Source organism: Nitrospiria bacterium (assembly GCA_035517655.1).
GTDB lineage: Bacteria > Nitrospirota > Nitrospiria > JACQBZ01 > JACQBZ01 > JACQBZ01.
In genome coordinates this window covers 14,979-33,163 of record DATIYJ010000048.1, presented here as the reverse complement: position 1 = coordinate 33,163, position 18,185 = coordinate 14,979, and the positions used below count along the sequence as shown (strand labels likewise).

19 protein-coding genes are annotated in these 18,185 nt (G+C 58.9%); 16 read left to right on the top strand and 3 right to left on the bottom strand.

The window, feature by feature from the left end; genetic code table 11:
* From VLY20_09430 to VLY20_09355, 16 genes are all read left to right on the top strand, one after another.
* Positions 1–941 (top strand): sensor domain-containing diguanylate cyclase (locus VLY20_09430; GenBank protein ID HUK56864.1); only part of this gene is annotated, 941 nt, incomplete at its 5' end.
* A gap of 242 nt (positions 942–1,183) precedes the next feature.
* A complete protein-coding gene (locus tag VLY20_09425) occupies positions 1,184–2,146 on the top strand; it encodes a histone deacetylase (GenBank protein HUK56863.1) in 963 nt (320 codons plus the stop codon).
* A gap of 24 nt (positions 2,147–2,170) precedes the next feature.
* Entirely contained in the window at positions 2,171–2,509 is a 339-nt protein-coding gene (locus tag VLY20_09420; protein ID HUK56862.1) for a (2Fe-2S) ferredoxin domain-containing protein, read from the top strand.
* A gap of 33 nt (positions 2,510–2,542) precedes the next feature.
* Positions 2,543–2,962 carry a hypothetical protein gene (locus VLY20_09415; protein HUK56861.1) on the top strand — a complete coding sequence of 140 codons (420 nt, stop codon included), beginning with the start codon at positions 2,543–2,545 and terminating at the stop codon, positions 2,960–2,962.
* A gap of 181 nt (positions 2,963–3,143) precedes the next feature.
* A complete protein-coding gene (tldD, locus tag VLY20_09410; protein HUK56860.1) occupies positions 3,144–4,589 on the top strand; it encodes a metalloprotease TldD in 1,446 nt (481 codons plus the stop codon).
* A gap of 15 nt (positions 4,590–4,604) precedes the next feature.
* Positions 4,605–5,945: a TldD/PmbA family protein gene (locus VLY20_09405; protein HUK56859.1), complete on the top strand. Its 1,341-nt coding sequence runs from the start codon at positions 4,605–4,607 to the stop codon at positions 5,943–5,945.
* 25 nt (positions 5,946–5,970) lie between these two features.
* Entirely contained in the window at positions 5,971–6,900 is a 930-nt protein-coding gene (locus tag VLY20_09400; protein ID HUK56858.1) for a homoserine kinase, read from the top strand.
* A gap of 43 nt (positions 6,901–6,943) precedes the next feature.
* Positions 6,944–7,312, top strand: coding sequence for a metallopeptidase family protein (locus tag VLY20_09395; protein HUK56857.1), 369 nt, complete (start codon positions 6,944–6,946; stop codon positions 7,310–7,312).
* Positions 7,313–7,370: 58 nt separating this feature from the next.
* Positions 7,371–8,825 carry a biotin carboxylase N-terminal domain-containing protein gene (locus VLY20_09390; protein ID HUK56856.1) on the top strand — a complete coding sequence of 485 codons (1,455 nt, stop codon included), beginning with the start codon at positions 7,371–7,373 and terminating at the stop codon, positions 8,823–8,825.
* A 36-nt stretch (positions 8,826–8,861) separates the two neighbouring features.
* Positions 8,862–10,940 (top strand): biotin/lipoyl-containing protein, encoded by a 2,079-nt coding sequence (locus VLY20_09385; GenBank protein HUK56855.1) that lies wholly within the window; start codon positions 8,862–8,864, stop codon positions 10,938–10,940.
* A gap of 243 nt (positions 10,941–11,183) precedes the next feature.
* Positions 11,184–11,459 (top strand): hypothetical protein, encoded by a 276-nt coding sequence (locus tag VLY20_09380; protein HUK56854.1) that lies wholly within the window; start codon positions 11,184–11,186, stop codon positions 11,457–11,459.
* A 115-nt stretch (positions 11,460–11,574) separates the two neighbouring features.
* On the top strand, positions 11,575–11,763 hold the full coding sequence (locus VLY20_09375; GenBank protein HUK56853.1) for a hypothetical protein: 189 nt from the start codon (positions 11,575–11,577) through the stop codon (positions 11,761–11,763).
* Positions 11,764–12,123: 360 nt separating this feature from the next.
* Positions 12,124–12,417, top strand: coding sequence for a type II toxin-antitoxin system HigB family toxin (locus VLY20_09370; protein HUK56852.1), 294 nt, complete (start codon positions 12,124–12,126; stop codon positions 12,415–12,417).
* Positions 12,418–12,429: 12 nt separating this feature from the next.
* On the top strand, positions 12,430–12,807 hold the full coding sequence (locus VLY20_09365; GenBank protein HUK56851.1) for a helix-turn-helix domain-containing protein: 378 nt from the start codon (positions 12,430–12,432) through the stop codon (positions 12,805–12,807).
* 293 nt (positions 12,808–13,100) lie between these two features.
* Positions 13,101–13,391 carry a type II toxin-antitoxin system RelE/ParE family toxin gene (locus VLY20_09360; protein HUK56850.1) on the top strand — a complete coding sequence of 97 codons (291 nt, stop codon included), beginning with the start codon at positions 13,101–13,103 and terminating at the stop codon, positions 13,389–13,391.
* Positions 13,392–13,469: 78 nt separating this feature from the next.
* Positions 13,470–13,778 (top strand): helix-turn-helix transcriptional regulator, encoded by a 309-nt coding sequence (locus VLY20_09355; GenBank protein ID HUK56849.1) that lies wholly within the window; start codon positions 13,470–13,472, stop codon positions 13,776–13,778.
* 250 nt (positions 13,779–14,028) lie between these two features.
* Here VLY20_09355 and VLY20_09350 read toward each other — a convergent pair whose 3' ends face one another.
* From VLY20_09350 to VLY20_09340, 3 genes are read right to left on the bottom strand one after another with little or no spacing between them, the layout of a single operon-like run.
* Positions 14,029–15,528: an efflux transporter outer membrane subunit gene (locus VLY20_09350; protein HUK56848.1), complete on the bottom strand. Its 1,500-nt coding sequence runs from the start codon at positions 15,526–15,528 to the stop codon at positions 14,029–14,031.
* A complete protein-coding gene (locus VLY20_09345) occupies positions 15,525–17,012 on the bottom strand; it encodes a DHA2 family efflux MFS transporter permease subunit (protein HUK56847.1) in 1,488 nt (495 codons plus the stop codon). Before VLY20_09345 ends, VLY20_09350 begins: the two co-directional genes overlap by 4 nt.
* Positions 17,013–17,059: 47 nt before the next feature.
* On the bottom strand, positions 17,060–18,184 hold the full coding sequence (locus VLY20_09340; GenBank protein ID HUK56846.1) for an HlyD family secretion protein: 1,125 nt from the start codon (positions 18,182–18,184) through the stop codon (positions 17,060–17,062).
* Position 18,185 lies beyond the last annotated feature (1 nt).

Here is an 18,185-nt window from a genome sequence, read left to right as displayed (position 1 = left end):
ACGTTATCCTCCGCTCTATCCGACATTTGTTTCCAATCGAGTCGGGCGCGCTCTACATGCTGATGGCCTCCCGGAATCTGGTCGAGAGAACGGTCGCCTGGGGATCCTCTCCCCCAGAGGAGCGCCTTTTTCCTCCTCAAGATTGCTGGGCCTTGCGGAAAGGGCAGATCCATCGGGTGGACGATTCCGATTCCGGCCTTATTTGTCCGCATGTCAAACAGCCCTTATCAACGGGCTACCTCTGCATCCCGATACAGGCCCAAAACGATGTGCTGGGTATTTTACATTTAACCCTGTCGAAGTCCGATGATCCCGGCGGAAGCAATGACGGCAAGGAACATCCGGAAAAAGCGCAGCAGCGGCTGGCGGCGACCGTGGCCGAGCAGATCGCGCTGGCGCTTTCGAACATCCTTTTGCGAGATGTATTGCGCAATCAGGCGATCCGCGATCCCCTGACCGGACTGTTTAATCGGCGCTTTCTGGAAGAGATGATGGTCAAGGAAGTCTGTCGTGCCGAACGTGCCGGCCAAGCGATCGGAGTGGTCATGATCGACATCGACCGGTTCAAGCGGTACAACGACACTCACGGACATGAAGCGGGCGATGTGGTTTTAAGCGCGCTGGGCCGATTCTTCAATGAAAAAATCCGCAGGGGAGACATCGCGTGCCGTTACGGTGGAGAGGAATTCACCTTGATCTTGCCGGGGGCCTCCATGGAGGATACGCTGCGGAGAGCCCAATCGGTTTGCAAGGAGGTCAGACAGTTGAAGCCGCAATACCGCGACCGGTTATTAGAGGGCATCACGTTGTCTTTGGGGGTCGCCGTTTTTCCGGATCACGGCTCAAACGCGGAGGATCTCTTGCGGGCCGCGGATCTGGCCCTCTATCGGGCCAAGGCGGAAGGACGAGACCGGGTTATGTGTGCCCGCCCGCCGATTTAAAGGGGAGACCCGGAGGTATCGTTATAAGGAGTCCGACGCCGTGGTGCTTATCCGCTCGATGAGCTGACCCGATGGCTGCACGAGTCGCCGTGGGAATTGAAAAACGATGGACCGGAGAAGGGCTGTTGATCCAGTCCGCTCAAAAAAATCCCGCCATGTTTGAAGGCCGCGCCGGATAGCAAGCGCGGCCGGCCGTTTCTCCTTAACTTGCCCAGCCCGTCATCCTGTGTTAGGATACGGCTATGGATTCCACCGGACTGATCTTTCATCCCGACTATCTTCTGCATGATACCGGCCCCCATCATCCCGAATCGGCGGTTCGTTTGAAGGCCATTATCGACCGATTGGATGAGACGGGATTGACGAAACGCTTGTCGGCCGTTCGTCCCGGTCCGCCGAGGCCGGACCTGGCGGACTGGATTTCCCGTGTTCACCGGCCCGATTATCTGAACCGCCTCGAGCGCCTCCGGCCCGACGCCGGACTCGCCCGCATCGACGCGGATACGGTGATGTCTCCCGAGTCGTATCGCGCGGCGCTGCTGGCCGTGGAAGGAACGCTGACGGCGGCGGACGGGATCATGTCCGGCCGGTTTAAAAACGCGTTTTGCGCCGTGCGTCCCCCGGGACATCACGCCGAGTCCAATCGAGCGATGGGGTTCTGTCTTTATAATAACGTTGCGGTCGCGGCGCGTTACCTGCAGGAACGGCATCGCGTTTCCCGCGTGATGATCATCGACTGGGACGTCCACCATGGAAACGGGACGCAGCATATCTTTGAAGAGGACCCGACCGTCTTCTACTTCAGCGTTCACCAGTTTCCCCTTTATCCCGGAACGGGGGGGGCGGACGAACACGGCCGCCGCGCGGGTGAAGGCTATACGCTGAACTGCCCGTTATCGCCGGGCCAAGGGGACGAGGAATACATTTCGGTCTTTGAAAAATCGCTCCGCCCCGCCGTCGAGGCGTTTCGGCCGGACTTCATTCTGATCTCGGCCGGTTTTGATGCCCATCGGGCGGATCCGCTGGCCAACATGAGTGTGACCGAGGACGGATTCGGGGAAATGACCCGGATGGTTCAGGGTTGGGCCCGGTCCTTTTGTCAAGGAAGGGTTCTGTCCTGTCTGGAGGGGGGATACCATCTGGATGCGCTGGCCCGTTCGGTTGCGCGGCACCTGACGGATTTGTTGGAAGATGAAGGGGCGTGATTCCTTACGCCCGAAGGAGAAGGCATGCCGGGTTTCAAAAAACATATCTTCGTCTGCATCAATGAACGGACACCGGACGATCCGCGGGGAAGTTGTTCGGCGAAAAATTCGAAACAAATTCAGGAGCATTTTTCTTCCGAGGTCAAGAGACGAGGGTTGAAGGGAATTGTTCGCGCCAACAAGGCCGGTTGTCTTGACCACTGCGCAAACGGTCCTTCCGTTGTGATCTATCCGGAAGGTGTCTGGTATACGGTCCGGACGATCGGGGACGCCGACGAGATCATGGATGGCCATATCGTCAAGGGCGAGGTGGTCGAGCGGCTTTTAATGCACGAAAAAGAAAGAGGTAAGGGCAGTCCATGAATCACCCCTGCGGTTTACGCATTGGAGAAAACCATGACTTCCATTGAAGAGAAATGGGCTGCCAACGACCGGAAGACGGCGTTCATTAAAACGTTTCCCGGTCTTTTCTTAAGCTGGCCCGAGGCCTTGGGCAAGAAAATCAAAAAAGTCTCTCCGCTCAAAGAAGGTGCCGGTGCCGTTCTGATGATGGAGGACGAGACCTTTACCGTGGTTTCGAAGATCGATCCCGCCATCCATCAGATATATGAGGGCATTCTGTCCCTCCGTCCCGAACTGGAACCCCATCTATCCGAGGCCTATCGGAAGCTCGATGAGAAGGTAATGGAAGACAAAGAGATGACCCGTAAGGCCCGTTTGGAAAAGATACTGGGAGCAATACGAAATAATATGGCTGAAATACCTGAATTAATTGAAGAAGTAGAAAAATTGGTCAAGGAATTTCCGCGCCGGTAATCAATAACGATCAAAATGTGTACACGGGTAAAATTTTAAATAATAAATATAAAGCAACAGGTTATGTTTAATTGTCCTCATTTTTATACGGTATTCTAGTTTGTTTTTTTATTGATTCCGGTTCAGATTCTCCGTATAATACCAATTAAACATCCCTCCAATTGATAGAAAGGATTTATTCGTGGCCAAAGAGCTGACGAAGGCCGAAGAGTTTTTCCTCAAGAAATTCAATCTGAATACAGTCCAGCTTGAACAAACCATCGGAAAAGCGCTTGGGAAACAGATCGATTACGCCGATCTTTATTTTGAATACCGAACAAACGAATCGGTCAGCCTTGAAGAAGGCATGGTAAAAAAGGCCGCAAAATCGATCGGCCAGGGTGTTGGAGTCCGGGCCGTTGCGGAGGAGAAGACGGGTTATGCCTACTCGGACGAGATCACTTTTAAAAACATGGAGTTGGCGGCGCGAACGGCGCGGTACATCACGACCGATCAGTCGATAGGCAGACCGGTACCGGTCCGAAACGATGTCGCCCGGCCGGATCTCTATCCGATCAAGACGCCCGCTTCGGAGATTTCGGTTCAGGAGAAGATCGATCTCTTGCATCAGATCGATCTCTCGGCGCGCCGTTACGATCCGCGAATTAAAAAGGTGATGGCCTCTTTTGCGGCCGAACACAAAGCGATTTTGGTCGTCACGTCCGAGGGGCGGATTGTGGGGGATATTCAGCCGCTTTCCCGGCTTAACGTGACCTGCATCGCCGAAGAGAACGGAAACCGGCAGGCCGGCAGTTACGGAGGGGGAGGTCGCGTCGAATATTCTTTTTTCTTGGAGGACCGCCGTTTTGAAGCGTACGCAAAAGAAGCGGCCCGTCAGGCCATCCTGAATCTTTCAGCCGTGGATGCTCCGGCCGGGATGATGGACGTGGTTTTGGGACCGGGCTGGCCCGGGATTCTTCTTCATGAAGCGATCGGACATGGCTTGGAGGGGGATTTTAACCGAAAAGGGACGTCGGCGTTTACCGGTTTGATCGGAAAACCGGTGGCGTCCGAACTCTGCACGATTGTCGATGACGGAACGATTCCAGGCCGCCGGGGGTCCCTGAACATTGACGATGAGGGGACGCCGACCCACCGGACGGTACTCATCGAAAGGGGCATATTGAGGGGCTATCTCCAAGACCGCTTGAATGCGAAGCTGATGGGGATGACGCCGACCGGGAACGGCCGCCGGGAAAGTTTCATGCATATTCCAATGCCGCGCATGACGAACACCTTCATGCTGGCCGGGGAATCCCGTCCGGAAGAGATCATTCGTTCGGTCAAGAACGGCCTTTACGCCGTCTCCTTCGGCGGGGGTCAGGTGGACATCACCAGCGGCAAGTTCGTTTTCTCGGCCAGCGAAGCCTACCGGATTGAGGACGGAATAGTGACGACGCCTGTGAAGGGGGCGACCCTGATCGGAAACGGGCCGGATGTTTTAAAGCGCGTCACCATGGTCGGCAACGACCTCCAACTGGATGCGGGGGTCGGCACCTGCGGCAAGGACGGTCAATCCGTGCCGGTGGGCGTTGGCCTGCCGACCGTGAGGATCAACGGGATGACCGTGGGCGGAACACGAGGATGAACGGGACGTGGCAAAATGATGGCCTATGAAGCGTTGGCCGGCGGATTGTTAAAGAAGGCTCTGTCCAAGGGAGCTACGGCGGGCGATGTCCTGATCGTGGAGGGCGACAGCTTCGACGTTCAGGTGCGGCTCAAGTCGGTCGACAAGCTGAGCAACGCCCATGAAAAGCGGCTGGGACTGAGGCTGTTTTACGGAAACCGGAGCGCGGTCTGTTCGACTTCCGATTTCTCGACCGAGTCCTTGGACCGGCTGGTGGACGATGCGTGTTATCTGGCCCGATCCACGGCCGAAGATCCCCATGCCGGTCTCCCCGAACCCGCGGCGCTCGCGTTGCCGAACCTCGATCTTTACGACGAGACCCTTCACGAATGGAAGATGGAAGACAAGATCGATCTAGCCGTTCAGGCCGAATCGGCCGCGTTGGGATACGACGCCCGGATCACCAATTCCGAAGGGGCGGGTCTTTCCCACGTCGGTCGACATGTGGTGTATGCCAACACCCATGACGTGGTCGGAAGTTATCCGGTCAGCTATGTCTCATTCTCGGTTTCACCGGTGGCATCGTCCGACGGCTCGATGCAGCGGGATTACTGGTACTCGGCCAAGCGGAAGATCAAGGAGCTGGCCTCTCCCGAATCGGTCGGCCGCACGGCCGCCCGGCGGGCGCTTCGGAGACTGGGGGCGCGCAAGATCGCAACCGGCGAAGTCCCGGTGATTTTCGATCCCGAAGCGGCGGCTGAACTGATCGGCAGCCTCAGCGCATGCGTGTCGGGTTATGCGGTCTATAAAGGGGCCTCGTTCTTGGCCGGAAAACTGGGCCAGCCGGTCGCCGCGTCATCCGTGACGGTCCTGGACAACGGGCTCATTCCGTCTGCGCTGGGGTCGCGGCCGTTTGACGGAGAGGGCTTGCCGACGCGAAGGACGACCGTCATCAAGAAGGGGGTCCTGGAAACCTATTTGCTGGACAGTTACTCCGCCCGGAAGCTGGGGTTGCAGTCCACCGGGAACGCGGCCCGGAGCGTCGGGGACGTTCCATCGGTTTCGCACACGAATTTCTACCTCGTGCCGGGTACGCATTCCCCGGAGGAGATCATCCGTTCCGTGAAGCGGGGCCTGTACGTCGTGGAGATGATCGGATTCGGAGTCAACCACGTCACCGGCGATTACTCGCGCGGGGCTGTGGGACTTTGGATTGAAAACGGCGAATTGACCTATCCGGTCGAAGAGATCACGATCGCGGGAAACCTGAAAGACATTTTAATGGACATCGAAATGATCGGGGACGACCTGGAGTTTCGGGGAACGATCGCGGCGCCCACAATAAAAATTTCTAAAATGACGGTGGCGGGTCAGTAACGGTGAGGAAGGGCAGGGAGACAAAATGAAAATCGCAAAAGCCTTCGCCCCGGCTTCGATCGGGAACATCGGTCCGGGATTCGATGTTTTGGGGATGGCCATTACCGGTTTGGGCGACATCGTGACGGCGGAAAAAAGCCGGGGCCGGGAGGTGGTGATCCGCGAGATCAAGGGAGGGGACCGCACGATTCCTCTGGAAGCCGATCGGAACACCGCCGGCATCGCGGCGATCGAAGTGCTCAAGCTGGTCAAGGCGAAGCACGGGGTGGATCTCACGATCCAGAAAAACATTCCCGGAACGGGTTTGGGCAGCAGCGCGGCCAGCGCCGTGGCCGCGGCCGTGGCGGTCAACGCCCTGTTTGGAAACCGGCTGGACCGCGACGAGTTGATCGCCCCGTGCGCGGTGGCCGAGCATGCCATCAGCGGCGGCTACTTTATCGACAACGTTTCGGCCTCGCTGTTGGGCGGAATCGTCGTCAGTCATGCGGCCCAGCGTCAGGCCATCTCGGTCGGAACGATTCCCGATTTGGTCGTGGTGGTCGTGACGCCGTATCACAGCGTGCTGACCAAGATTTCGCGCGCCGTGCTTCCGGACAAGGTTCCGTTGAACCTGGTCGTGTCGAACATGGCCTTCACGGCGACGATGGTGGCGGCCGTCGCCCAAAAAGACGCGCGACGGTTCGGCCTGGCGATCCAGGACGGCATCGTCGAGCCGGCCCGGGCCCATCTCATCCCGGGATTCCAGGACGTGAAGGCCGCGGCCCTGAAGGCGGGCGCCTTGGGATCATCGATCAGCGGCGCGGGCGCGTCCGTCTTTGCCGTGACGGACCGGAAAAGCCTCGCCCGGAAAATCGGCTTGGCCATGCAGAAAATCTTCCAGCAGCACGGGATCTCTTCCACGATCACGGTTTCCCGGATCGACAAACGCGGCGCGCGCGTCCTGCGCACGAGATAACATCCGCGGCCGGCCGGTATTCCGGGCCTGGATCGCTCTGCGCATGGATAGAAAATCTTTCGAAAAATTGGTTCAGGAAGCGTTGGATCGTATCCCGGCCGAATTTCAGGCCGCGATGAAGAATGTCGCGGTCGTCGTTCGAAGCCGTCCGGGCCCGGAGGCGGAGGAAGATGGGGAAAACGACGACGAGGAAGTCCTGTATGGATTGTATCAGGGGGTCCCGCTTCCCGATCGTACCTCGAACGATTCCGGAACCACGCCCGACGTCATCTTCCTTTATCAGAAGCCGCTTGAAGAGGATTTCCCGGATCGGGAGGATCTGGTGCGGGAGGTCGAGATCACGATCGTCCACGAGATCGCGCATTATTTTGGTTTCGATGAGGAAACGCTTGAACGATACGGGTACGATTGATCGGGCCGCGCGTCATGACCCGATCAGGATACGATGTTTTCCGAGGGTTTGAGAAAGAATGCCTGAATCCCAACCGAAAATGATCCAGAACCTGTTCATTGCCAACCGCGGCGAGATCGCCTGCCGGACGATCCGGACCTGCCGGGAGTTGGGCATCCGGGCGGTGGTGGGCTACTCCGATTGCGACGCGCTGTCGTATCACGTGAAGATCGCGGACGAGGCGGTCCATCTCGGTCCTTCCCCGGCCAAGTTAAGCTACATGGATATCGGCAAGGTGGTGGAGGCCGCCCGGCGAACCGGTTGCGAGGCCGTTTTCCCCGGATACGGGTTTCTATCGGAGAATGCCGATTTTGCCCGTGCCTGCCGGGAGGCCGGCCTGATCTTCATCGGGCCGGGATCGGAGGTGATCTCCCGGATGGGGGACAAGATCGCGACCAAGAAGGCTTTGGCGGACGCCGGCGTCCCGATCATTCCCGGCCTGCCGAAGATGACGTCGGCCGATCAGATCGTGAAGTTCGGGAATGACGCGGGCTGGCCGGTCATCATCAAGGCCGTGGCGGGCGGGGGCGGCCGGGGCATGCAACGGGTCGATTCGGCCGATCAGGCCAAGTCCGCGTTGGAGCGGGCCGTTTCGATCGCGGAGAAGCTGTTCGGGAACGGCGATGTGTATGTCGAAAAATACATCCGCGGCGCCCGACATATCGAATTCCAGTTCATCGCGGACGCCTTCGGCCGCGTGATTCATCTGGGCGACCGGGAATGTTCCATCCAGCGCCGGCACCAGAAGCTGGTGGAGGAGGCCCCGTCCTCCTTGCTTGACGAGCGTCTCCGGAACGAAATGGGACAGGTCGTCGTGAAGGCCGCGAAGGAGATCGGGTACGTCACGGCCGGGACGCTGGAGTTCTTGGTGGCTCCCGACCTGCGCTACTATGCCATTGAAGTGAATCCGCGGATCCAGGTGGAGCATACCGTCACCGAGATGATCGTCGGCCTGGACATCATCCGGCTGATGATCCGGATGGCGGTCGGCACGCCGCTCCGTCTCCGGCAGGAAGATATCCGGATATCGAGCCATGCCATCCAATGCCGGGTGAATGCCGAGGATCCTAAGAAGGATTTCGCCCCTTCGTACGGGACCGTGACCTATCTGCGCCAGGTCAGCGGGCCGTTCGTGAGGGCCGACAGCGGCATCTATCAGGGCTGCGAGGTGCCGCCGTTTTACGACTCCCTCGTTTCGAAAATCTGCTCCGTGGGGAAGGATCGGCCCACCGCGATCGAGCGGATGCGACGGGCGCTCTCGGAGTTCACGGTCTGGGGCATTAAGACGACGATCCCGTTGCTCGAGAAAATCATGGTTCATCCCGATTTCGTATCCGGCCGGTTCGACACGGACTTCATCGACGACCATCTTTCCGAGCTTCTGGATTATACGGAGGACGAGGACGAGATTCTCAAGATCAGCCGGTTCATCGCCGAGATCACGGCGCTCGGGAAGAATCCTTATTGCCGGTAGCGTCGATACCCGGCGAGCCCCTGTAGAAGAGCGAACATGACGGTCCATCCGAAAAAAAGCCCCCGCGAAAACGTCGCCGCCCTCCGGAGCGACCGACGGGTCTATTTTACCAACACCGGCCCCCGGGATACCGGCCAGAGCGACTTCAAGAACCGGCATACGCTGTATGACCTGATCCGGCTCGCGCCGCTCTACAACCGGTCCGGTTATTTTTCAGTCGAAAACCACGGGGGGGCCCGCTTCCACCAGAACCTTCTTCAGAACATGACCGACCCGTTCGAGGAGGCGATCCTCTGGAAGGAACGGATGCCGGACGTGATGACCCAGACGCTGGTCCGCTCGACCAATCTCTGGGGCTACCGTATGTACCCCCGCAACGTGATCCGTCTTTCGGTGAAAGCCTTTCTTCCGTACGTGGACGTCTGGCGCTGCTTCGATTTCCTGAATTACGTTCCCAACATGATCCCGATCGCGGAGGCGGTGATGGAAGGCGGAAAGCTGTTTCAACCCGCGATCTCATTTAGCGTCTCGGAGGATTGCACCGCTGCTTATTACCGGAAGGTGACGGACGAGATTCTCAACGTCACCGGCGGAACGGAAGAGATCATCCTGTGCGTCAAGGACATGGCCGGGGTGGGCTCCCCCAAGCGGATTGCGGCGCTGACGGACGCGTTGCTGCAGAAGTATCCCGATCTGGTGATCCAATACCACCGCCACGCGACGGACGGGCTGGCCGTTCCGGCCCTGGCGGCCGCGGCCAAGGCCGGGGTGAGGATTCTCGATGTGACCGACGATCCGTTCACGCGCTACTACGGCCATGCGCCGGTCCGCGCCGTCCAGGCGCTTCTTCACGAGATGGGGATCGAAACCAGCCTGGATCTCCCGATGGTGGACAAGGCGGCCGAGGCGGTCACGGGCTTCATCGGCCGGTACCAGGAGTTCGAGTCCCCGTTCCGCGGGTTCTCCTACAAGGTTACCGAACACCGCATGCCCGGGGGCGCTTTCCCCAGCTCGTTCGAGCAGGCCGCCAAGGGCGGTTTTCTTCCGCTCATGCCGCATATCTTGAGAGGGATGAGCTGCGGCAATCGGTTCATTAAATATTTCGACGTCACCCCGGGGTCTCAAATCACCTGGACCACCTGGGCCGGGATCATCCAGTATCACTATAAGGAAGGCGGCGTGAAGGGGGTCGAGGATCTCCTCGACCTTTGCGAGCGGTTCGTCGCGCAGGGGCAGTCGTTTGATGCGTTCAGACCGGAGGAAAAGGAGGCCCTGCTGGGCTTGTACGCCCGCGCCACGGATGATCTGAAGAATCTCCTGCTGGGAAAGTACGGGCCGCTGCCGTTCGGATGGCCCGCCGACTGGGTCTATCAATCCGTTTTCGGGGACTCCTGGCGGGAGAAGGTCGCGAAGGAGAGGGTCGAATCGTCTCCGCTGGCCAAGAAACCGGACGAGGAAATCCAGCGGGTTCGGGAGGAACTACAACGATTGATCGAGCGACATCCCGCCGAAAACGAGCTGGTGCTCTACCTGCAACATCCCGGAGCGGCGGTTGATTTCATTCGGTTCCGGACCCGTTTCGGAAACACCTCCGTTCTTCCGACCCCGGTCTGGTTCGACGGCTTGAAAGAAGCCGGAAGCGAAGTCGCCTTTGAAACCCACGGGAAACCCAACACCATTAAACTGGTTTCGATCGGCCAGGAGGTCAATGGGGTCAAGCATATCGTTCTTTCGGTCAACAACACGATGCATGTTTTCCCCGTCGAGATGCCTTCCCGCAAAACGGCCCAGAAGGCGGCGACGCGACTGGCCGATCCGACGATTCCCTGGCAGATCGCCTCTCCCATCATGGGAAACGTCTGGCGGATCGGGGACAAGGACCGGATTCTCAAAATCGGGGACATCGTCCGGGAAGGCGAGGAGGTTTTAAACATCGAGGCGATGAAGGTCGAGACCGCCGTCCTGGCGCCGATGCACGGCGTCATCAAGGAGATCGCGGTCAAACTGAACGAGGCCGTCGTCGAAAAACAGCTGCTCATGGTGCTGGAGGAAATCCCGCCGGAAGAACAAAAACGAAGTCGTGCGCGGCCTAAGAACAGCAAGAAGGCGCGATAAGATGAAATTAACACGAACGACAATTTTTGGGTGACATCCGGCGGGTGGCCGCAGGCGGGGCGCCCCATCCGCCCGCAACAGAAAAGCCAAGGGCTCTTTCGTGAGGTTCCCCGAATAAATCTTCGGAGCATGCGGAGTGAGGACGGATGGGGCTGCCGAAGGACAGGACCCGCCGGCGTAACAGGATTAAAGTTGTTGGCGTTCGATCATGGCTCTCCATGACTTCAACGCGAGGAGACGGACGTGATTGACGTGAAACCGTTGGACGAAGGCGATCCGATGATCTTCGACGTGACGGTTGAAGACGAAGGCGGCGCGGGCCGTTATAAAGTCACAATGGCGCAGGCCACCTACCGGAAGCTGACGGGCGGCAAGGTCGGCCCGGCCCGCTGTGTCCAGGCCGCGTTCGAATACCTGCTGGAACGCGAAGCCAAAGAATCCATCCTGTCCAATTTCGACATCACCCTGATCTCCGCCTATTTCCCCACGTTCGGCAGCGAATTTAAATATTATCTGTAATCGAGTTCTCGGGCCATCCGTCTCGATGGACCGAAAACATCTGTTTGCGTTTTGTCCGTTAGTGTGATAGGGTAAAGATCATCAGAGAGTTCTGTTACACCCTTGAGGAACCGATATGGCAGGTCGTCCAAAAGCCACCGCGACGAAGCGGATCCGTGAGCGCGCGAAGGTTGAGAAGCGCAATGAAAAGATCATGCGCCGTGAAGCGCGAAAAAAGGCCAAGGAAGCCGAGCTTCCCACCGAGGAGGGCACCGATCCCGATCTGGCCGGGATGAAACCCGGTCCCCAGCGTCCGTTGTACTGAAGTCCACGCCCTCTGAAATTTTCGACATTCCTGTATCTTGATTTTTGAGTGAATACCATCAGGAACATAAACCGGCCGGTGTGCTCTTTGCCGAGATGGGTTGTGTCTTTTCTCACCGATGTCGCGCCGATCTATGAGCAGCGCAAGGCGGCGTCCTGAGCATCGAAGTATAAAAGTTACAAAATAGTCCAAGTTCCCTTGCGATAAGAATTCCTTCCTGATGTCCTCAGAACGAGAGATTTCAGAAAAACCGTAGCTTTCGTAATGAAATTATTAACCTTACCCTTAAAAAACCGACTCAAAAGCCACTTTTCCGCTTTTTGACCTTGCTCCCAAATCGGGAACGCGGTATAATGCGCTGTGCGTATCCTATCGCGCAAAATACTTCGAGAGTTTTGGGAAAAACATCCAGATGCTGAGCAGCCGTTACAGGCATGGTATCATGATGTCAAACATGCGGACTGGCGGAGTCCGGCGAATATAAAAGCGGTTTACCGAAATGCCAGCTTTGTGGGGCAAAACAGGGTGGTGTTCAACATCAAAGGGAACAAATACCGGCTCGTTGTTGCCGTGCAATATGATTTTCGCATTGTGTTTATCCGGTTTATAGGGACGCACAAGGAGTATGACGCGATCAATGCGGAAAAGGTATAATTGGAGGCCATCATGGAGATCAAACCGATCCGAACAAAAAAGGACTACTTGGCTGCTCTAAAAGAAATCGAGCGACTTTTTGAGGCTCGATCCGGCACGGTGGACGGCGACCGTCTTGAGGTGCTAACGACGCTCGTAACGGCCTATGAAGAGAAGCATCATGCCGTGCCTCTTCCAAATCCCATTGATGCCATCCAGCATTACATGGAAAGCAGGGGGCTGACGCGTCGCGATCTTGAAAAGTTCCTCGGCAGCCGTGCGCGCGTTTCCGAAGTGCTCAACCGGAGGCGGGCGCTTACGATGGAAATGATCCGTAATCTGCACAAGGGATTAGGCATTCCTGCGGAAGTGCTGATCCAGCCCTATCGGATGGCCAAGAATGCAGCATGAGGAGTTCTGTGAGTTGGTTTTATGGCTTCCCAAGGTTGTGCCGATTTATGAAAAGCACAAGGCGGCGTCGTGAGCATCAAAGCGCGAAAGAAAGCCATGGAGGCTGAGTCCCCCTCCAAGGACGACACCGCCCACGGTCTGGCCTGGATCAAGCCGGGCCCACCCCCGCTGCACTGAAATTCGCGTCTTACCTTAGACACCTTTGCCGATTCCCACCTGCTTTGTGCAAGACTGCGCATTTTATACAGATATGGTTTGCTTGACCACATATAGCAAATATGCTATATTAGTTCATGCCGACAACTCAAGTTGTCTTCTTTGCGGATCATGAGGGATGCCCGGTTCTGGAGTGGTTGGACGGTTTGCCCAAGAGAATTCAGGCCAAGGCTCGTGTCCGTATTGAACGGTTGGCCGAGATAGGACACGAGCTTCGTCGGCCGGAGGCGGACTATCTCCGGGATGGCGTCTACGAGTTGAGATGGCGATTTCAGTCGGTCAACTATCGCATCTTGTACTTCTTCCATGGAAGAGATGTGATCGTGTTATCAAACGGCCTGACCAAAGAGGATCGAGTTCCATCGTAAGAGATCGCCTTGGCCGTACGTCGGAAGGCTATTTTTGAAAACGATCCGTCGGGTCATACGTATACGGAGGAATAAATCATGAAAGGAAAGACAGTGGACGCCGTTGAAATTCTCCGGCGTCGTGCCGTAAAAGATCCCAAGTTACAGGAGTTATACGAAGAAGAGAAGATCAGCTTCCAGACGGCCTTGGCGATTCGTCGCGCCCGGGAAGCGGCAGGTCTTACGCAGGCCCAGCTTGCGAAGAAGATCGGGACGACTCAGTCCGTCATTTCAAGACTGGAGGATGCCGAATATGAAGGGCACACCTTGAAGATGCTGGAGCGAATTGCCGAGGCGCTCAAGCAACGCGTCGTGATCCACCTGGAACCGGAAACCTCCCGTCGGTAAGAGCCGAAACGATTCCCACCCGTCCCGACGTCGTCTTTTGTGGAAGACTTCGGATTACACCGATTCCGGCCTGCTCTATCCCACAAGAACCAATTCCAGCAAAGAGTTATAAAAAAACGCTAATTGGGTGGAGTAGGCCTGAGAGTGGTGGGTTTGGGCCCATCTATTCCCCCCGCTTTCACTTCGCTGCCTCGGGTCCTCAATCTCTTCTGGGTCCCTGGTGCAGTCCGGATGCAGCTCCACTCACTATTTAGTGGTAGCGCCGCGCCGACGGGTGTGTATTGTCTTCATTGGATGCGTCGGTTTCCGGTCCCGACCCTCCCAGCGCAAGGAAGAGCTGCACCGTGTCCATGTAACGCTGTGCCTGCGCGCGCACATAGCCAAGGCGCGCCTGCTGGTACAGACGCTCGGCGTCGAGAACCTGCAGTACGCCCACGTTGCCTTCGCTGTAGCTCTTGCGCGTCAGATCTAAATTCTCTCCCGCAGCATTCTGGGCGTGCGCCTGGGCGTCGAGCTGTTCGGCGTCGTGGTCGAGCGCCTGCAGCGAGTCGGCCACCTGACCGAACGCGACCAGCACCGTTTGTTCGTAATTCGCCGCGCTCGCATGCATCGCGTCCATGGCGGCCCTCTGTTCCGCGCGCAGCGTGCCGCCGTCGAAAAGCGGCGCGAGCAGCGCACCGGAAAAATTCCAAACGTTGCTCGCGCGGTCGAACAAACGGCCGAAATCGACGGCCTGTTGGCCGGTCGATGCGATAAGATTGATGTGCGGATAGAGATTGGCGGTGGCGATGCCCACGGCCGCCGTCGCCGCGTGCAGCTGCGCCTCGGCTGCCAGGATATCGGGCCGCCGATGCGCGAGTTCCGACGGCAGACTTACCGGAAGCCGTCGCGGCAACGCCAGTTGCGAGAGATCGAATTCGGGTAGCGCAACGCCGGCGGGAGGCCGCCCCAGAACGATCGCCAGAGCGTGTCGCGCGAGATCCAGTTCCTGGCGCAGCGGCGGCAAAAGGGTCGTGTCGCTGGCGAGCTGGCTGTCCGCGGTCACGATATCCAGACGCGATACGGATCCCGCGGCGAACGCCACCTGCACGAGCTTCAGGTTTTCCCGATCCTGGTCGAGGATGGCCTCGACGGTGGCGATCTGCGCGCGGAGCGAGGCCATCTTCAACGCCTGCATGACGGCGTTACCGGTGACGGCGAGATAGGCCGCGTCGAGCTGCTGTCGCCGGTAGTCGGCGAGCGCATGTTGTTGTTCGACCGAGCGTGCGACGCCTCCTGTGTAGTCGAGCGCGTAGCTGACGGTCGGTCCCACCGCGAAATAGGTGAACGGCGGCGGTTTGGGCAAGGTGCCGAGAAACTCGGCGCCGTATTTCTGCCTGCCGATGCCGGCGGAGAGCCCGACCTGGGGAGTCCGGGTTCCCGCTTGCGCGGCAGCGAGTTCCTGTGCCTGCGCGAGCGTGGACGCCGCCGCGACGAGCGTGCGATTGCCATCCAGCGCGCGCTGAACGACATCATCGAGCGCGTCCGATTGAAACAGCTTCCACCAATCGCGGCTGAGTTGTTCACCCAGCACCACGTGCTGCGCGGAATCGTCCGCCGGCGGCGCGGCCTCGACGTGCGATGGTTGCGGCGTATAGCGATCGGCGCGCGGCGGCTCGGGACGCGCGAAGTCAGGCCCCAGCGCGCACCCGGCGAGCGTCGCCGCGGCGATGGCCGATGCCAGCATCGTGCCGAATCCCGCACGCGTCATTCGACCACCGCCGGCTCGGCATCTTTTTTCGAACGGCCGCTGCGAAGCAGCACAACCAGCGGAATGGCGCACAGCGTGAGCACCAGCATCAATTTGAAGTCGTTGTTGTAGGCGATCATCGCGGCCTGACCGCTGACCCTTTCGTTGAGCATGGCCAGGCCGCGAATGGTCGACAGGGCCATCGGCGACTGCGCGTGCAGCACGTCGCCGTAGGGCGTGATCTGTTCGGCGAGCCGCGAATGCATCATCTGCGTATTTCGCGTCAGAAGGGTTTCCACCACGGAAATGCCGATGCTGCTGCCGAGATTACGGATGAGACTGAACACCGCCGTCCCTTCGTTCCGAAATTTCGGCGACAGCGTGGCAAAGGTGATGGCCGCGAGCGGTACGAATACGAATCCGGTACCGAGACCCTGCGCGAACCCGGACCACACGACCAGCGAACTGTCCATCTGGAGGTAGAAGTCCGTCATCTGCCACAGCGAAAACGCGGTCAGACCGAAGCCCGTGGCGATAATGAGCCGGGTGTCGACTTTTCCCATCAGCCGGCCCACTATGAACATGGCCGCCAGCGTTCCGATGCCGCGCGGCGCGGTGACCAGGCCGGTCAGGACGACGGGATAATTTAGAAGGTCCTGCAGCAACGGCGGCAGCAGCGCCAGCGTCGCGAACAGCACGACGCCGACAATGAAAATGAACACGTTGCCCGTGAGAAAGTTGCGGTCCTTGAAGAGAGCGGGGCTCACGAACCGCGGCTTGGTCGTCGTAACCATATGCACGACGAACAGATAAATTGAGACGCCGGCCACGATGGCCTCGATCCATATCTCGGTGGAGCTGAACCAGTCCCTGAGCTGGCCGCGGTCGAGCATCAGCTGGAACGCCCCGATGGCCAGACTCAGCGCGGTAAAACCGAAGAAATCGAAACGGGATTTGCGCAACTGCGTTTCCGGCATGAACGCCAGAATACCGAGGAAGGAAAGAATGCCGAACGGCACGTTGATGTAGAACACCCAGCGCCAGTTGTAGTTCTCGGTCAGCCAGCCGCCGAGGGCGGGACCCAGGATGGGTCCGATGGTGACGCCCATCACCCAGATCGCCATCGCTTTGCCGTGCTGCTCCGGCCGATTGATGTCAAGCAGCACGGCTTGCGACATCGGGATCAGCGCGGCCCCGCAGAGCCCCTGGAACAACCGGGCGAGGACGATCTCGGGCAGCGACTGGGCCACTCCGCACAGGGCGGATGCGACGGTGAAACCCACCACCGAAATCAGGAACACCCGCTTGCGCCCGATCTGTCCCGCCAGCCAGCCGCTCAACGGCGTCATGATGGCGGCGGCGATGATGTACGACGTCAACACCCACGCCATCTGGTCCTGCGTCGCCGACAGCGAGCCCTGGATGCGCGGCAGCGCCACGTTGGCAATGGTATTGTCGAGGGCCTGCATGATCGAGGCCAACATCACAGCCAGCGTGATGAGCATCCGTTCCTGGGCCAGGACGGGTTCGCCTCCTGTGGCCGCGGTGGTATTCACTTGACTCCAGTCGAAGCGCCGGCCGGATTCGCTTCAGCCGACCCGAAAAGATGGCGCTGATACCCGGTATCAACGCTGACATTGGCGCTCAGTCCGTCCTGCAGCGGAAACGACGGATCGGAATGCCCGAGTTCCACGCGCACCGGCAATCTTTGTACCACCTTGACCCAGTTTCCCGTCGCATTTTCGGGGGGCAATACCGAAAATTGCGAACCGGTTCCGGGACTCAAGCTGGCCACCCGCCCCTCGAAGGTTTTACCGGGATAGCTGTCTACTTGTACGCTGGCGATCTGGCCGACTCGCATGTGGGTGAGCTGGTCTTCCTTGAAATTCGCCTCGATCCAGACATCGCCTGTCGACACCAGCGCGAACACCGGCTCCGACGCGCCGATATAGCTGCCCGCCTGCAGTTGCTCGACGCGCGTGACGACGCCCTCGCTGGGCGCCGTGACAATGGTGTAGGATAGGTTGAGCTTGGCCCGGTCGAGCAGCGCTTGTGCCTGCTGCACCATGGGATGCCGGTCCGGCGCGATGTTCGGATCGCCGCCCAGGCTGGCGGCCACCGCGCCGACCTGTTGCCGCGCGCCCGCGACGTGGGTGCGGGCCTCATCGAGCGCGTGCAGCGCACGATCGACCTGTAACTGGGACGCAATGCCCGAAGCGAGCAAGCGCTGCTGCCGTTCGTATTCATGTTGTTGAAACGCCAGTGTCTCCTGCGCCGATGTGAGTTCGGACTGGCGTTGCCGATAGGTCGCCTTCAATGACTCGACCTGCAGTCGTGCCGCGGCGAGCTGCGCGCCGGCTTCCTCGACCGCGATACGGAACGGTGCGTCGTCGAGGCGAAACAGCATGTCGCCCTTGCGCACAGCCTGGTTGTCGCGCACGGCAATCTCCTGCACGCGTCCGGCGACGTTGGCGCTGATGGCGACGCGCGCGGTCTGCACGTAGGCGTCGTCGGTTGCCTCAAAGCGTCCTCCGGTCAGATAGAAGTAGGCGGCGACGGCCGCGAGGCCGGCCGGCCCCAACGCCATCAGCAGAAGGCGCAGACGCCGTCGCCGGTCCATCGCCGGCGGTTGTGGCGTGGCGCTGATACTCTCTTCCTCGGCGTTCGCTACGTCCATA

Excerpts from the sequence above, each read along its gene's own strand:
- VLY20_09425 (HUK56863.1), top strand. The coding sequence starts at position 1,184 with ATGGATTCCACCGGACTGATCTTTCATCCCGACTATCTTCTGCATGAT.
- VLY20_09420 (HUK56862.1), top strand. The coding sequence starts at position 2,171 with ATGCCGGGTTTCAAAAAACATATCTTCGTCTGCATCAATGAACGGACA.
- VLY20_09415 (HUK56861.1), top strand. The coding sequence starts at position 2,543 with ATGACTTCCATTGAAGAGAAATGGGCTGCCAACGACCGGAAGACGGCG.
- VLY20_09405 (HUK56859.1), top strand. The coding sequence starts at position 4,605 with ATGATGGCCTATGAAGCGTTGGCCGGCGGATTGTTAAAGAAGGCTCTG.
- VLY20_09400 (HUK56858.1), top strand. The coding sequence starts at position 5,971 with ATGAAAATCGCAAAAGCCTTCGCCCCGGCTTCGATCGGGAACATCGGT.
- VLY20_09395 (HUK56857.1), top strand. The coding sequence starts at position 6,944 with ATGGATAGAAAATCTTTCGAAAAATTGGTTCAGGAAGCGTTGGATCGT.
- VLY20_09390 (HUK56856.1), top strand. The coding sequence starts at position 7,371 with ATGCCTGAATCCCAACCGAAAATGATCCAGAACCTGTTCATTGCCAAC.
- VLY20_09385 (HUK56855.1), top strand. The coding sequence starts at position 8,862 with ATGACGGTCCATCCGAAAAAAAGCCCCCGCGAAAACGTCGCCGCCCTC.
- VLY20_09375 (HUK56853.1), top strand. The coding sequence starts at position 11,575 with ATGGCAGGTCGTCCAAAAGCCACCGCGACGAAGCGGATCCGTGAGCGC.
- VLY20_09365 (HUK56851.1), top strand. The coding sequence starts at position 12,430 with ATGGAGATCAAACCGATCCGAACAAAAAAGGACTACTTGGCTGCTCTA.
- VLY20_09360 (HUK56850.1), top strand. The coding sequence starts at position 13,101 with ATGCCGACAACTCAAGTTGTCTTCTTTGCGGATCATGAGGGATGCCCG.
- VLY20_09355 (HUK56849.1), top strand. The coding sequence starts at position 13,470 with ATGAAAGGAAAGACAGTGGACGCCGTTGAAATTCTCCGGCGTCGTGCC.
- VLY20_09350 (HUK56848.1), bottom strand. The coding sequence starts at position 15,528 with ATGACGCGTGCGGGATTCGGCACGATGCTGGCATCGGCCATCGCCGCG.
- VLY20_09345 (HUK56847.1), bottom strand. The coding sequence starts at position 17,012 with ATGCTCATCACGCTGGCTGTGATGTTGGCCTCGATCATGCAGGCCCTC.
- VLY20_09340 (HUK56846.1), bottom strand. The coding sequence starts at position 18,184 with ATGGACGTAGCGAACGCCGAGGAAGAGAGTATCAGCGCCACGCCACAA.